Annotated in this window: 13 protein-coding genes and 1 rRNA gene; 4 read left to right on the forward strand and 10 right to left on the reverse strand. The window is 62.5% G+C overall.

The genetic code is table 11. The features are described 5' to 3' along the window. The first annotated feature begins 194 nt into the window (after nucleotides 1-194). Nucleotides 195-311: ribosomal RNA gene (gene rrf, locus HNQ39_RS07845) — 5S ribosomal RNA — on the forward strand. A 64-nt stretch (nucleotides 312-375) separates the two neighbouring features. On the opposite strand, the gene HNQ39_RS07850 is transcribed toward rrf, so the two are convergent. From HNQ39_RS07850 to HNQ39_RS07870, 5 genes are all read right to left on the reverse strand, one after another. Then, entirely contained in the window at nucleotides 376-1,260 is an 885-nt protein-coding gene (locus HNQ39_RS07850; RefSeq protein WP_184193554.1) for an ADP-ribosylglycohydrolase family protein, read from the reverse strand. A 37-nt stretch (nucleotides 1,261-1,297) separates the two neighbouring features. Continuing rightward, nucleotides 1,298-1,738, reverse strand: coding sequence for a riboflavin biosynthesis intermediates N-glycosidase (gene ybiA / locus HNQ39_RS07855; RefSeq protein ID WP_184193557.1), 441 nt, complete (start codon nucleotides 1,736-1,738; stop codon nucleotides 1,298-1,300). Then, on the reverse strand, nucleotides 1,728-2,174 hold the full coding sequence (ybiA, locus tag HNQ39_RS07860) for a riboflavin biosynthesis intermediates N-glycosidase (protein WP_184193560.1): 447 nt from the start codon (nucleotides 2,172-2,174) through the stop codon (nucleotides 1,728-1,730). The genes ybiA (HNQ39_RS07855) and ybiA (HNQ39_RS07860) overlap by 11 nt, the downstream gene beginning before the upstream one ends. 78 nt (nucleotides 2,175-2,252) lie before the next feature. Further along, nucleotides 2,253-2,951 (reverse strand): NUDIX hydrolase, encoded by a 699-nt coding sequence (locus HNQ39_RS07865; RefSeq protein ID WP_184193563.1) that lies wholly within the window; start codon nucleotides 2,949-2,951, stop codon nucleotides 2,253-2,255. Nucleotides 2,952-3,086: 135 nt separating this feature from the next. Then, nucleotides 3,087-3,533, reverse strand: a complete 447-nt coding sequence (locus HNQ39_RS07870; RefSeq protein ID WP_184193566.1) for a hypothetical protein — start codon at nucleotides 3,531-3,533, stop codon at nucleotides 3,087-3,089. A gap of 114 nt (nucleotides 3,534-3,647) precedes the next feature. On the opposite strand from HNQ39_RS07870, the gene tatA reads away from it, so the two are divergent. Continuing rightward, nucleotides 3,648-3,815 (forward strand): twin-arginine translocase TatA/TatE family subunit, encoded by a 168-nt coding sequence (tatA, locus tag HNQ39_RS07875; RefSeq protein ID WP_184193569.1) that lies wholly within the window; start codon nucleotides 3,648-3,650, stop codon nucleotides 3,813-3,815. 15 nt (nucleotides 3,816-3,830) lie between these two features. Beyond that, complete coding sequence (locus HNQ39_RS07880; protein ID WP_184193572.1) at nucleotides 3,831-5,036, forward strand: S1C family serine protease; 1,206 nt, start codon at nucleotides 3,831-3,833, stop codon at nucleotides 5,034-5,036. Here HNQ39_RS07880 and HNQ39_RS07885 read toward each other — a convergent pair. From HNQ39_RS07885 to HNQ39_RS07905, 5 genes are all read right to left on the reverse strand, one after another. After that, nucleotides 5,017-6,291, reverse strand: a complete 1,275-nt coding sequence (locus HNQ39_RS07885; protein WP_184193575.1) for an MFS transporter — start codon at nucleotides 6,289-6,291, stop codon at nucleotides 5,017-5,019. The two genes, HNQ39_RS07880 and HNQ39_RS07885, sit on opposite strands and share 20 nt — an antisense overlap. Nucleotides 6,292-6,500: 209 nt before the next feature. Beyond that, nucleotides 6,501-7,988 carry a sugar ABC transporter ATP-binding protein gene (locus HNQ39_RS07890; RefSeq protein ID WP_221289917.1) on the reverse strand — a complete coding sequence of 496 codons (1,488 nt, stop codon included), beginning with the start codon at nucleotides 7,986-7,988 and terminating at the stop codon, nucleotides 6,501-6,503. A gap of 195 nt (nucleotides 7,989-8,183) precedes the next feature. Beyond that, nucleotides 8,184-9,167: an ABC transporter permease gene (locus HNQ39_RS07895; protein ID WP_184193577.1), complete on the reverse strand. Its 984-nt coding sequence runs from the start codon at nucleotides 9,165-9,167 to the stop codon at nucleotides 8,184-8,186. A gap of 149 nt (nucleotides 9,168-9,316) precedes the next feature. Further along, a complete protein-coding gene (locus HNQ39_RS07900; protein WP_184193580.1) occupies nucleotides 9,317-10,438 on the reverse strand; it encodes a substrate-binding domain-containing protein in 1,122 nt (373 codons plus the stop codon). 42 nt (nucleotides 10,439-10,480) lie between these two features. Beyond that, nucleotides 10,481-12,238 carry a glycosyltransferase family 117 protein gene (locus HNQ39_RS07905; RefSeq protein WP_184193583.1) on the reverse strand — a complete coding sequence of 586 codons (1,758 nt, stop codon included), beginning with the start codon at nucleotides 12,236-12,238 and terminating at the stop codon, nucleotides 10,481-10,483. A 241-nt stretch (nucleotides 12,239-12,479) separates the two neighbouring features. Between HNQ39_RS07905 and HNQ39_RS07910 the strand changes: the two genes are divergently transcribed. Then, nucleotides 12,480-13,448 (forward strand): glycoside hydrolase family 43 protein, encoded by a 969-nt coding sequence (locus tag HNQ39_RS07910; protein WP_184193586.1) that lies wholly within the window; start codon nucleotides 12,480-12,482, stop codon nucleotides 13,446-13,448. Nucleotides 13,449-13,525: the final 77 nt, after the last annotated feature.

Below are 13,525 nucleotides of genomic sequence, written 5' to 3' on the forward strand. Positions count from 1 at the left end.
GTCTTGTCTCTCCTCTTTTCTGTAGTGTTTGTGAAAGTGAATCGCTTAGTTGCGATGATCTCGCTATGCAGACGCTTTGTAAAGATACCCGACTCTATAGCAGTGTCTATGGAGAGTTTGAACTAGTTGTTTCACTATTTGGTTTTAAAATTGTCTCCGGACTTCTACTTTTTGTGTAGTCTGGGGTACCGGTTTCTGGTGTTTCTAGCGTGGGGGATCCACCCGTTCCCATTCCGAACACGGCAGTTAAGACCCATTGCGGCGAAGATACTGGGGGCATAAGCCTTTGGGAAAATAGCGCGACGCCAGAATTTATGTGAGGGCCTTGTCTTTCTCTACGAATATCGTAGGGAGAGGCGAGGCCCTTTGCGTTTGTCAGTCCCAGTCGGTCATCTTTCCATTGAGAGGTTCCCGGGAAGCGAGCCACTCGGTGGGAATAGGTACGCGGACTGCGAGAATACCTCCGACAATGGCGCAGGTTGTGTCCCGGTCACCGAGGCCCGCGACGGTTAGCCAGAGGGCTTCTGCGTAGTTATCCAGCTGTCCTGCAGCGCACCAGAGACAGAAGGGCACGGTGTCTTGGCACGAGACCCCCGTTCCATTGCCCAGCGCTGCAACTGCTGTCACGACATGCCGCGCTTCAAGGCGTATTGCTTTCACGATTCCTGCGCGTACGAGGCTGTCGGGGACATGGGGGACGATCGCCTCTAGAAACTCAGCGCGCGAGACTTCCTTACCGCGCGTCTGCCAGGCAAGCGCCGTCGCCACGGCCACAGCGACCGCACCCGCTATTCCCTCTGGACTAGCGTGGGTCACGACCGCGCTCTTTGCTGCTTCGATCTTTACCTTCTCTAGATCATCGGCAAAGTAGGCCCCGAGTGGGGCAACTCGCATCGCCGAGCCGTTGCCAAAGCTACCTTGACCGTCGAACATGGCAGGGGCAAGCTTGTGCCACTTTCCCCCGACACGGTACTGGCGCATCAGGTCGTGCATCGCGGGGCCGTAGCCGCGCCCTGGCTCGTAACGCTCGCCAAACTGAAGGGCGAGAACGTCTTGGTTGATCTCGCCATATCTCTCCAGCACGTCCACAATACTGATCGCCATCTGGGTATCGTCGGTCCAGCGCCAGGGGGCACTGGGGAGCGCCCGCTGCGCGATTAGCCCCTCGACCACATTGGGATTGGAGAAGTAGCCCTCCCCAAACCCATCGCCGACCGAGAGGCCATCGAGTGAAAGTCGTGCGCGTTCGATTGGTGTCATATCTCTGTCTCCTGAGCTGCCGATTTCCAGTCGGCGGCTACTCGGTGGTATAGCCCTCGCGGGTCTCCATGAGAATTTCCCCGAGGCGGTTCTTGCCGGTCCCGGTGCGGCCGGCTCCCCAGTAGTAGTCCGTGGGAGCGTCCTCGATCAGGGTTTCCTGACCCGTCTCGATTAGCTCGGTCTTGAGCGTCGCGTGGGTATCGAACTTGGCTTGGACCGCGCGGCGCATGATGTCGTCTTTTACGGCGTCCCAGTCTGGGCGGAGCGGGATCGCGCGGCTCCGGCCGAGGGTTTTCGCCTGTGCGGGGGACTTTGCCTGGCGGATCTTCTCCTGGTAGTCCGGGTGGGTGGGGAACTTCATTGCCTGGAAGTAGTGCTCGACTGTCGGCCAGTAGAGGCCATCGAGTAAAAAGCCATGCGGGGAGAAGTTCGAGAGATAGGCGTTTTCTTGGGTTTTGCTATAGAACTTAATGGGCATCTTGTCGCTCTTTTCGTAGCTCCATGAGCAGCTCACCGAGGCGGTTCTTACCCGTGCCTTCGGTGCCACAGCCCCAGTAGTAGTCGTTGGTCGTCTTCTCGATCAAGATTTCATCGCCGGTGGAGAGCAGAAGCGCCGTGAGCTCAGGGTGGGCGGCAAACTTGGCGGCGAGTGCCCGGCGCATGACATCGTCGCGGACCACGTTCCAGTCTGGGCGGAGCGGGCGGTGGCGCTCACGGCCTTTTTCGGCAGCCTCCATCGGGCTAGCAGCGAGCCGGATCTCGTCTTGGTGCGCGGGATGGCCGACAAACTTCTGCGCCTGAAAGTAGTGCTCGCTCGTGGGCCAGAGGTGGCCATCGAGCGTGAACGGATGGGGCGAGAAGTTAGAAAAGGCTCCGTAGGGCACCTCATTGATTCGGTAGAACATGATGGGCATATTTTATATGTCGTTTATACACGAAGTTTTGCTAAAAGAAAACCCCCGGCCTGGTGGCAAGGGGCTGAGGAGGTTTTGTTAATCGAGAAAGACGGGCTCTCGCTTGGTGAAGCTAAAGAGCTGTGCGGGGCGGTGGGCACCCCCACGGCGCTGTTTTTCGAGGCCCTCAAGGAGCTCGGTGGAGAGCATCTTCTTGCGGAAGTTGCGCTTGTCGAGCTCACGGCCCAGGATCAGCTCGTAGACATTCTGTAGCTCGGTCAGGGTGAACTCTGCGGGGAGAAGCGCGTAGGCGACACTGGTGTAGCCGAGCTTGGCACGTAGGCGGTCAAGGGCGATCTCTAGGACATGGGCATGGTCGAAGGCAAGGGGCGGGAGCTCGTCGACGGGCCACCACTGCGCCTCCGAGGCATCGGTGCCTGCTCGTGGAGCGAGGCTCGGCTCGGGCAGGAGGGCGTAGTAGGCCACTGAGATCACGCGGGTTCGTGGGTCGCGGTCTACCTTGCCGAAGGTATAGAGCTGCTCGAGAAACTCCGCTCCGGCGACCCCGGTTTCCTCGTTGAGCTCACGGTGAGCAGCGGTGTCGAGGTCCTCGTCCATCTGAACAAAGCCACCTGGTAAGGCCCACTGTCCCTCAAAAGGCCAGACACCTCGGCGGATCAGGAGGACATGGAGCCTACGAGACTTTGCCGTGAACGCTACTACGTCTACCGTGACGGAAGGGCGCTCAAATGCGGCGGGGTCGTACGTTGCAAGGGAGTCGTTAGCTGTCACCGTCATGATTAAATTCTTTTAATATTGGCTGTTGAGATAAACAACCCCCGTAATTCTATCAGGGATTGTAGGGATTTTGCTAGGTGTTTAGAGTGTTTTTCTTCACAGATTGAGGGATTTTCCCGAGGCGTAGGAAGAACGTTAAGCCGCGAGGACTTGCCGGTAGGGCAGGGCCTGAGCGGGCGCGGCGGCGCGCGGGGCAAGCACACGCAGTAGGTAGGGGATGTCCTCACGATCAGGGACCAGGAGAACGACCCGCTGTGCGGAGAAGCGCACCGCACCACGAAGCCGCAGGCCCGTGATCATCCAGCCCGTCTCGACACTCTGGCAGGAGAGGTCACCCAGCGCAATGCTGCGCTCGCCCACGACGATGGTGGCCTGGCCGGTGGGAGCGACCTCGAAGCGAGCGGGGAGGTTGTCAAAGCCGGGGCCGCTGGCGCGCAGGTCTAGCCCCTGGGGAAGCCGGACCCGAGGATCGGCATGAGCGGGCACCTGTACCTGGTGCTGTGCCGTGAAGATGCCCCGGTTCTGGTGAGCAGCCAGGGAGTTCCAGAGTTGTTTGGCCGGAGCCTGAATCTTCGTCAACATTGCGTTCATGTATTTAATGATTGGTGGGTCTAGGATATACCCTTACTAGATTTTAGTTGAAAATTTTTAGGGGATGTGGAATCCGCGATACAATACTCCCGAAGAGGAAAGAAGATGCTATCGTTTGGGTATTGGACATCTCCCAGCATGTGGCTGGTCGTGGTTTTGGTGATCGTTTTGTTCTTTGGTGCTCCCAAGTTGCCGCAGCTTTTCAAGGGCCTCGGCCAGGCAACGCGTGAGTTCAAAGAAGGAATCGACGAGCCCGAGACCAAGAAAAAGTAGCCTGGAGCAAGGGCGATGAAGAGAGCGCTAAGCTATGGAGCGACCTTTGTAACGGGGTTTGCTGCCTGTGCGCTGATCCTCTCTCTGGCACAGAATCGCCTTGGAGTGCAGGGGGTACTGCCTCCGGGGCGACGTGCGCTCTCGCAGGCGCTGGCGCAGGCCCCGACCGGTGGGGCGGCGCGAGCGCTCAGTGGGCTCCCCTCGGTTGCGGATGCGGCGGCTCGTGTCTCTCCTGCAGTGGTCAATATCGAGGTCGAAGGCCATGAGCAGGTCAAGGGCGAGGGATTTTTTGGGCAGTTCTCCCGCCAGGATCGCCGCTTTGAGGGCTCTGGCTCCGGGGTACTTCTCTCGGCGGATGGCTATGTCCTCACCAATAGCCATGTGATCTCTCCCCTCGTGGGCCAGCAAGACTCCAAGTGCCAGGTGACCCTGGCCAATGGGCGGCGCTTCTCCGTGACCGTGATCGGCACCGATGCCGCCAGCGACCTCGCCGTGGTGAAGCTCCTGGGCGCGAAAAACCTCACCCCCGCTATTCTGGGCGACTCCGACTCTGTGCGCGTGGGCGACTGGGCGATCGCGGTGGGCAACCCGCTTGGCTTTAATTCGTCGGTGACCCTGGGGATTGTCTCCGCCCTCAACCGCCACTACCCGCGCCAAGACAGCTCCGCTCTCGACCGGGTGATTCAGACCGACGCATCGATCAATCCTGGCAACTCCGGGGGCGCCCTCGCCGATGCGGAGGGGCGGGTCATCGGGATCAATACCGCGATCGCCACCACGACGGGCGCATCGACGGGAATTGGCTTTGCGATCCCGATCAACACCGCCCGCAAGATCGCCGCGCAGCTGATCGAGAACGGGAAAGTGCTCCGGCCCTATCTCGGGGTGATCTACACCCCGCTCGCGGAGGTGGACCGCACCGCCCTGCCGAGCAACATTACCCTCCCCCCCGATAGCAAGGGGATGCTGGTGCACGCAGGGAGTGGCTCCGCCGCGGTCGTGCCGGGCTCACCGGCGCAGAAGGCAGGGATTGTGGAGTGGGATGTCCTGCGCACCGCCGATGGCAAGCCGCTCGACAACGACGATACCCTCCGCACGATCATTGCGAGCCACGCGGTGGGGGAGCCGCTGAAGCTGACTCTCTGGCGCAATGGCACGGAGCAGGCACTGACGATCTCACTGGAAGAGATGCCCGCCTGGTTTACGCAGCCGAATCGCTAGCGCTTCCCTCCGGCACGAGGGTCTGGCGCGCGCGGCGCAGGCCGGGGGAGAGAATCACCGCAAGGAGCGCACAGCTCGCGGCCAGCCCTGCTCCCAGAGCCATCGCGCTCGCCGTGCTTGTCCGCGAGGCGACCAGCCCCGCCCAGGCGCTGCCCAGAGGTGTGAGCCCCATCATTAAAAACGCATGGACTCCCATCACGCGGCCACGGAGCGCATCGGGCACCGACGCTTGCAAGAGACTATTGCTGGTGGCAAAGACACAGATCATGCAGAACGAGGAGAGTGGGGCAAAGAGAAAGGCCCACTGGAGGCTGTGGCAGAGCGCCGTCCCGAGCGAGAAGAGCGGAAAGAGTACTGCCCCCACCGTGACAAGCCGGCCTTTGTAGGGGGAGCTGGAGAGCAGCGTGCAGGTCAGCGCTCCCAGGAGCGCGCCAACACCGCGGGCGCTCATCAGCTGGCTGTAGCGGGTGGCGTCCGCCCCGAGGGCGTACTTGGCAAGCGTGGGCAGCAGGATCCAGTCGCCGGCCATGAAGATCGAGAAGCCCGCCAAGATCGCCATCATCGCGACAATCGGTTGGTGCTGGCGCAGATAACCAAGGGCCTCTTTGACTCCCTTAAGCGGCGCCTCTTTGCCCGTTGCACGGGCTGCAAAGCTCCCGCGCATCAGGCAGAGCCCTAGGATCACCGCGAGGTAGGAGAGCCCATTGGCCAGGAAGCACGGTGCCATCGCGCGCTCCTTGTCGGCGATCAGGAAGCCTGCCACCATCGGCCCGAGCACACGTGCGGCGTTGAACAGCGACGAGTTCAGCCCAATGGCGTTGTGCAGGTCCTCCTTGCCCACCAGCTCGACAATAAACGCCTGCCGCGCGGGGATATCAAAGACATTGGTGACACCCAGCAGGGTCGCAAACACCGCGACATGCCAGAGCTGCACCTGACCGGCGTAGACCAGTGCCGCCATCCCCAAGGCGAGGAGCCCCTGCGCCACCTGTGCCCATAGAACAATCTTGTGCTTGGAGAAACGGTCCGCGAACCAGCCGCCGTAGAACGCTCCTAAGAGCATGGGCAGCGAGCCGAGGGTGGTCACCCAGCCCTGCGCCGCACTCGCCTCTTTTTCACTTCCTGCCAGGAGCGTCACCAGCCACCCCTGCGCCGTCATCTGCATCCAGGAGCCGATCAGCGAGATGGCCTGCCCTGAGAAGAAAAGCTGGTAGTTACGGTGGCGGAGGGCGGAGAAGGCGGCAGGGGTTGACACGTCTCTATGCTACCACGGGGCGCTTCTTCGATCGCCCCCATTCGCGGGGGGCGTCTCGCTCCCATGAACGCACCCAGAGGGTACCCGGTCTTACTGTCCTCGTGCCTCGGACACAAAGGGCTCCGCCCATGAGTCGGTATGGGCGGGACGCCCTTCGTAGCCGTAGGCTCTCCAGTCCCCCCGTTCTGATCGGGGGGATCACCGAGGGGCTACTCTACCGCTAGGTGCAGGACATCTTCTTGCGTGGCCTTGGTGGCGTCTTCGATCTCGCCGGTGAGCTTGCCGCCGCGCATGACAAGAATGCGGTCGCTCATGCCCAGCACCTCGGGGAGCTCGGAGGAGATCATCAGGATGGCTTTTCCCTCCGTGGCGAGCTTGCGCATCAGGACATAGATCTCGTACTTGGCACCGACATCGACCCCGCGTGTGGGCTCGTCGAAGATGAGAATCTCGGAGTTTGCCTGGAGCCACTTGGCCAGCACGACTTTCTGCTGGTTGCCGCCCGAGAGGTTGCGTGCCAGCTGCTCCTGGTGGGGCGTCTTGATGAGCAGGCTCTGGACATAGCCGCCAAAGGCCTCGCGCTCCTTGTTGCCGTCCACAAAGCCCAGCTTGCCCAGGCTCTCTAGGTTCGGAAGGCCGAAGTTGCCCCGGAGCGCCAGATCGAGCACGAGCCCCTGGCGCTTGCGGTCCTCGGTGAGCAGGCAGATTCCGGCCTTGACCGCGTCCTGTGGCGAGCGCAGGGGGAGCGGCTTGCCGTCCAGGATCACCTCGCCACTGTCGCGCAGGTCGGCACCAAAGAGCAGGCGGGCGACCTCGGTGCGGCCCGCGCCCACCAGACCCGAGAGCCCGAGAATCTCCCCGCGTCGGAGCTCGAACGAGACATCCTGAACAAACTTGCCGCGGGTGAGGTTCTTGACCACCAGCCGCGCCTCGCCGATCTTCTGGGCGGGGTCGCGCGGGGGGAACTCGGCGGAGAGGGCGCGGCCGACCATCGACTCGATCAGCTTGGGGCGGGTCCACTCCGAGACCGGCTTGGTGGCGATCCACTGGCCATCGCGCATGACGGTCGCGGTGTCGCAGAGCTGGAAGATCTCATCGAGGCGGTGGGAGACATAGACAATCCCGATTCCCTGCGCCTTGAGATCGCGAACAATGGCAAAGAGCGCGTCCACCTCGCGGCCGGAGAGCGCCGCCGTGGGCTCGTCCATGACCAGGATCTTCGCGTTCTGGGAGAGAGCCTTGGCGATCTCGACTAGCTGCTGCTGCGCAACTGTCAGCTCGCCCACCGGAGTGGTGGCCTGAAACGGCGCGGCGAGCCGCGTGAGCAGTGCCTGCGCCGCCGCGTTTTCGTCGGCGCGGGTGATAAAGCCGCCCTTGGTCTTCTCACGGCCCAGGAACAGGTTCTCCGCCACCGAGAGCTGCGGGATGAGGTTGAACTCCTGGTAGATCACCGCGATCCCGCGCTCGGTGGCATCGCGCGGCCCGGCGATCGTGATCTGCTCCCCGTTGAGGTGGATCGTCCCCGCATCGGGCTGGTGCGCGCCCGAGAGCACCTTGAGTAGCGTGGACTTGCCCGCCCCGTTCTCCCCGAGGAGCGCGTGAATCTCGCCCGCCTCTAGCGCCAGCCGCCCCTCGCGGATCGCCAGGACACCAGGGAAGGACTTCTGGATTCCCTCCATGCGCAGTAGGCTACTCATGGTGCACCTCGCTTTACCTCTCCCCGCGCTTTAGCGCGCGACCCGGGTACCCTCTGGGTGCGGCTGATCGCTCGTTCCTCGCTGCGAAGAGGGTGAAAATCCACCGCTCGTCTGGCTACGGGAATCCCTTCCTTCGCGAAGCCGGAGGGAGTGGCTGAGTTCCACGAAGCCGAGGGAGGTGAAAAATGCAGTAGGCTACTCATGGCCGCCTTTCTGCTGGAGCGCGGTGACAAGGACGGCGAAGAGGAGAACGCAGCCGACCACGGTGCCGCGCCAGATATCCGGGTTGGAGAAGGTAAAGTTGATCGCCGAGAGAATCGTGATCACGAGGGTGGCCCCGAGGATGGTTCCCGGCACCGACCCGCGCCCGCCGGTCAGGCTCGCGCCTCCGACCACTGCGGCGGCGACTGCATCGAGCTCGTAGCCCTGGCCCAGCTGGGGGTTGCCCTGCCGGCCGTAGCCTGCCCAGAGGATTCCCGCCAGCCCGCCGAGCAGGGCGCTGATCCCGTAGGCAAAGAGCTTGATCTTAAAGATATTCACCCCCGAGAGTCGTGTCGCTTGCTCATTGCCGCCGAGGGCGTAGAGGTAGCGCCCGATCCGGGTGCGGGTGAGCAGGACATGCGCGACGACTGCCACCACGACAAGCATGGTCCAGAGCGGCCAGCCCTTGGAAAGATCGGTGATGAGCGGGTAGTCGTTGAGGGAGATCGGGAGCTGCTTGTTGACGATCAGCGACTGGCTCCGCAGGACCAAGAGCGCCGCGAGGGTCACGACAAAGGGCGGGAGCTTGAGCTTGTGGATTAGGGTCGCGTGGAGCAGGCCAATCGCCAGCGCGCAGAGCAAGGTCAGCAGGATCGCCAGAAACGCCGCCGGTCCTGCCATCAGTCCCACCGAGAACTTGGTCACAAAGAGCGCCACCAGCATCCCCGCAAAGGCGATGATCGAGCCCAGGGAGAGGTCGATGCCGCTGGTGATGATGACGATGGTCTCCCCGATGGCAAAGAGGGAGAGGAGCGCTACCTGCTGGAGGATGTTGGTGAGGTTGAGCGGGCCAAAGAAGTTGGCGCGCTGCTCGGTGAACGCCATACCCAGGCAGAGCAGAGCCAGCACGGCCACGACACTGAGCTCCCTTGACTTCAGCAGGCGCGCGACAATGCCCGGCCCTGCAGATCTATCCATTTCCTTTACCGCCACTCTTGTTGGTTCCTATCTGACGCAAAAATCAATACATAATACACTTTAGAAAATCAAAAGGCCATGCGTCCAGCGACGCACAGCCTTTGTGAAATATTCTCACCCGGCGGCACCGCCGCCGGGTGAGGCTAAATTTACGTGGACTTGAGGCCCAGCTTCTTCATGTTCTCCACAAACGGAGCGACATTCTCGGGGGTGACCGTGGTCACGCCGGTGTCGATCTTGTTGCCATCGACCTTCATGCCCGCCTTCTCCAGCTCGGGCTTGAGCTCGTCGATTGCGGCCTTGAGGCCCTTGCGGTTGATGAGGTAGAGCAGCTTGGCGGAGAGGCGCCCGAACTCGTAGGGCTTCTGGATCACGGCGGCGTCGACTTTCTTGGCTTCCAGACCGGCCAGGGTCTCGGGGGCACCGTCGAACGTGATGATCTTCACCTTGCCGAGGAGCTTGGCGCTCTCGACCGCGTTCAGGATCGCAGGACCGTCGTAGGCCCAGATTCCCAAGAAGCCGTTGATCTTATCCCCGTACTTGGTGATGGCGTCCTGGACATTGCGCTGTGCCTTGAGCGGGTCGGCCTGGTCCTGGAACGGCTCCTGGAGCATCTCGATCTTGCCCTTGGTGGCGTCCTGGAAGCCCTTGTAGCGGTCGATTGCGTTCTGTGCGGACATGTTCCCCACGAAGGCGACAAACTTCCCACCGTTGGGCAGGAGCTTGAGAGCGGCCTCACCGGCTGCCTTACCCGCTTCGTAGTTGTTGGTGCCCAGATACGCCAGGCGCTTGCTGGTCTCGCTATCGGAGTCGAAGCAGATCACGGGGATATTCTTCGCAATCGCATCGTCGATAACGGAGGCGAACTCCTTGCCATCGATCGGGGTCACGGCGATTCCATCGGGGTTCTTGGCGACCGCATCCTCGAAGGTCTTCTTCTGGTCTGCGTGGGTCGGGGATGAGCCGGCGGGGGTCATGCGCCCCGTATCGCAGTCCGTCAGCTCGGTCTTGGCCGCTTCCAGGCCCTTCTCTGCTGCGGTCCAGAAGTCGGCGCTGTTGTTGGTAATCAGGGTGACAGACAGCTTGCCCTCTGCCTTGCGCGGTGCATCAAAACCGCCCCCGCCGCCCTCCGGGGCCTTCGCCACGGGTGCTGGGGCGTCGCCGCCGCCAGGTGCAGGCGTCGCCGCCTGATCTTTACACGATGCCAGGGATAGTAGCGAGACCAGTGCGGTCAGCGCGAGGCCCTGGCGAAGAAACCGAGATCGTTTCATTCTTTGGGTAGTCCTCCGCCGCCAGTATAGCATATGCGCTGGCTACTGACTCGCCAGGCGCTTCTGGATCAGATCACCGTACTCCGCGTGGCCGGCCTCTTGGGCGAGCTTGTCGAGCGCCTGAAACGCCTCGGCGTAGCGCAGGAAGATATGGCGCTGGAGCGGGTCGCGCTCGCCCCAGCCGGTGAGCAGGCCCGGTGTCTGGAAGCTCTCCCAGAGCGGCTGGTTCGCCGCAAAGAGGCTCTGCGTGTCGGGGCGCGTGCCGGGGAGGTAGAGGCGCTCGGTCACGCCCCAAGGGACACTCTCAAACTCCGCCGCCACCTCGGCGAGGCTGGTGTTGAGCACCTTTCGCTGGGCGAAGCGCTTGTCGCGCACCAGCAGAAGCGGACGGCCCTCCGCGAGCGCTTGACGGAAGAGTGCCCGCTGGAAGTCGCCTTGGGCAAACTGTGCCGTGCTTAGGCTCGCGCCGCTGGTCACCGAGTCGAGAGCGGGGTACTGGGCGAGCAGGTGGCGGTAGTACCAGGCATCGTAGAGGAGCGCACTGCCCAGCGTGTTCCAGTCGATCACCACCACATCGGGGCGCTGGTGCTTGACCCACTTCTGGTACCAGAGCGTAAATGTCACGTTGGAGTCGCTGACAATCACCGCGTTTTGGGGGGCGGAGCGCAGGATGTTCTGGGAGAAGTCCGCCTCGATAGAGTTGCCGCTCTTATCGGCTGCGCTCCAGTGCGCTCCGAGGGCGATCAGGGGGACACCAACCGCGGCGAGAGCGGCGATGCTCGGCTTGAGCGTCACCCGCCGCGCCAGCGCCCACGCTCCCGCGGCGATCCATGCGGCGATCATCATAAACGACGGTAGATAATAGACATAGATATCAAGGATGTGGTAGTTGAGCGCGTAGACCAGGCTCACGCCCGCGACCCAGCCCGTGAGAGCTAAAAGCGTCTTGTGGGTCTTTGCCAGCGCCACGACTCCCACGGGAGCCAGCCAGAGGGTCCAGAGCCCAAACTCCGCCCCCAGCGCCTGGCCGTAGCGCACCGCGTTCTCCCCGACCACGCTCAGCGGCTGCGAGAACATGAGCTGGCGGTAGAGGTCGCCCGAGAGGTGCTTGTAGAAGAGCTCCGGCGTGGTTGGGCTTCCCCAGAGCACGGGGGACTTGCTCAGCCTTGCGGCAAGCGGGACATAGGCATAGAGGAGTAGCGGGAGCACAAAGAGTGGCACGCACGAGAAGAGCCGCTTGAAGCCCACACGACGCCACGCAAACACCAAGAAGCCCGGCAGGAACAGCGCCATCGTCAGGTTGTTGGTCAGCGCAAGACCGTAGACCAGCACCAGCGGACCCAGCACCTGCTCACCCCGCTCCAGCCGCACGCTCAGCCAGAGCACCGTGCACAGAAACAGCGCCGTGAGCGTGTAGACCTCGCACGAGAGCGACTGCTGCCAGAGCGTGGGAGCGAAGGCCAGCAGCAGGGCGGCACTGGCGGCGACCGTGCGCGCGGGAACCAGGCTGGCGACAAAGCGGTAGAACATCCCCACCGCGCCCGCGCCAAAGAGGGCGGTCATGAGGTTGATGCGCAGGGCGGGCTCTTCGATGACGGGCGCGAGTCCCAGGAGGAAGGCTCGTCCCAGGAGGGTGAAGAGGGGATAGCCCGTGGGGTGGCAGACTCCGAGTGTTGCCATGGCGGTCTCGAAGTCTCCGTCGTCTCCGGTGTAGATGGTTCTACAGAGGGTGAGCGCGTAGACCAGCGCGGCGACCGTGAAGAGTAGCCATGCGATTTTCTTATCGGAGAGACGAGCCATGCCCCTGATTGTCGGGAAAAACCCGTATTGTCTACAGGGAGTGCTCCCGCCTTGACCGCCCCCGTGGGAGGGGGGCGTCTTACTGTCCTCGTGCCTCGGACACAAAGGGCTGCGCCCATAATCCCGAGTTCACTCGGTATGGCCGGAGGCCTTCGTGTCGGAGCCTGCGACGACAGCAAGACGCCCCGGTTCATCGGGGCGATCTAAAAACCGATGCGATCCGACGCGATAAAATGCCTGCATGTCTGACCAGCCTCTGATCTCCCACGTCTACACCGCCGATCCTTCAGCGCATGTCTTTGAGGGAAAGCTCTACCTCTACCCCTCGCACGACATCGACTCGGGCTTGGAGTCCAACGACAACGGGGACCAGTACGCCATGCGGGACTACCATGTCTTCTCGATGGAGAGTGTTACCGGCCCGGTGACCGACCATGGGGTGGCGCTCGCACTTGAAGACATTCCCTGGGCGAGTGCGCAGCTCTGGGCTCCCGATGCGGCGGAGCGCGACGGCCGCTACTTCCTCTACTTTCCTGCCCGCGACAAAGACGGCATCTTCCGCATCGGGGTGGCGGTCTCGGACTCTCCCGCTGGTCCGTTCCTCCCCGATCCAGAGCCGATTGCCGGGACCTTCTCCATCGACCCGTGTAGCTTTGTCGAGGACGCGGCGAGCGGTGGCGCGGCCTATCTCTACTTTGGGGGCATCTGGGGCGGGCAGCTCCAGTGCTGGCAGAGTGGCACCTTCGATAAAGACGCTCGGGTCGAGCCAATGGGAAACGTCCCCGCCCTTGGTCCCCGTGTCGCCAAACTCTCCGATGACATGCGCTCGCTGGCGGGCCCCGTTATCGAGCTGACGATCCTAGATGAGCACGGCAACCCGCTCCAGGCCGATGACCACGACCGACGCTTCTTCGAGGGGGCGTGGGTGCACAAGCACAACGGGGTGTACTATCTCTCCTACTCCACGGGCGACACGCACTTTCTTGTCTACGCCACATCGGACAGTCCGCTGGGGCCGTTTACCTACCAGGGGCGAATCCTAGAGCCCGTTCTCGGCTGGACCACCCACCACTCGATTGTCCAGTACCAAGACAAGTGGTACCTCTTCCACCACGACGCCAGCCTCTCAGGCGGCGTCAACCACCTGCGCTGTGTCAAGGTCAAGGAGCTCACCTGTGACGAGGCGGGGAAGCTAGCACTCAAGCAGTAGAGCAAACACTCTCTTCGTTTCAGTCAGCACCGCAAGACCTTCGTCAAACGTTGGTGGTGAGGTTTTGCCGTGCGTTC

The organism is Armatimonas rosea (genome assembly GCF_014202505.1).
GTDB classification, from domain to species: Bacteria; Armatimonadota; Armatimonadia; order Armatimonadales; family Armatimonadaceae; genus Armatimonas; species Armatimonas rosea.